The organism is Bacillus cereus (assembly GCF_002561295.1).
Lineage (GTDB): Bacteria > Bacillota > Bacilli > Bacillales > Bacillaceae_G > Bacillus_A > Bacillus_A cereus_S.
Window position 1 is genome coordinate 1 of record NZ_NTUG01000077.1, and the last position, 357, is coordinate 357.

Below are 357 nucleotides of genomic sequence, written 5' to 3' on the forward strand. Positions count from 1 at the left end.
GAATAGAAGATCTTTCTGTTCCAAGAGATCGAAACGGTGATTTTCAAACTTCCCTATTCCAGCCATATCAACGTCGTGATGGTTGGCTAGAAGAAGCTATTTTAAGCCTATATCAAAGCGGCGTAAGTACTCGACAAGTTGGGAAATTTGTGGAACGTTTATTAGATGGCAATCCTTATTCGGCTACGACTGTATCTAATATTACAGAAAAGATTAGAAATGATATTGAAAGCTGGCAATCACGCACATTAGAGTCTAATTACACGTCCCTTTATTTAGATTGCTTATTTTTTAGTGTGCGTCGCGATACGGTCGAAAAAGAAGCTATTTATATCGTTTTAGGTATCACGTTGGAAG

1 protein-coding gene is annotated in these 357 nt (G+C 37.8%); it reads left to right on the forward strand.

The genetic code is table 11. From position 1 onward, the window contains the following. Positions 1–357 (forward strand): transposase (locus tag CN373_RS24770; protein ID WP_205753383.1); only part of this gene is annotated, 357 nt, incomplete at both ends.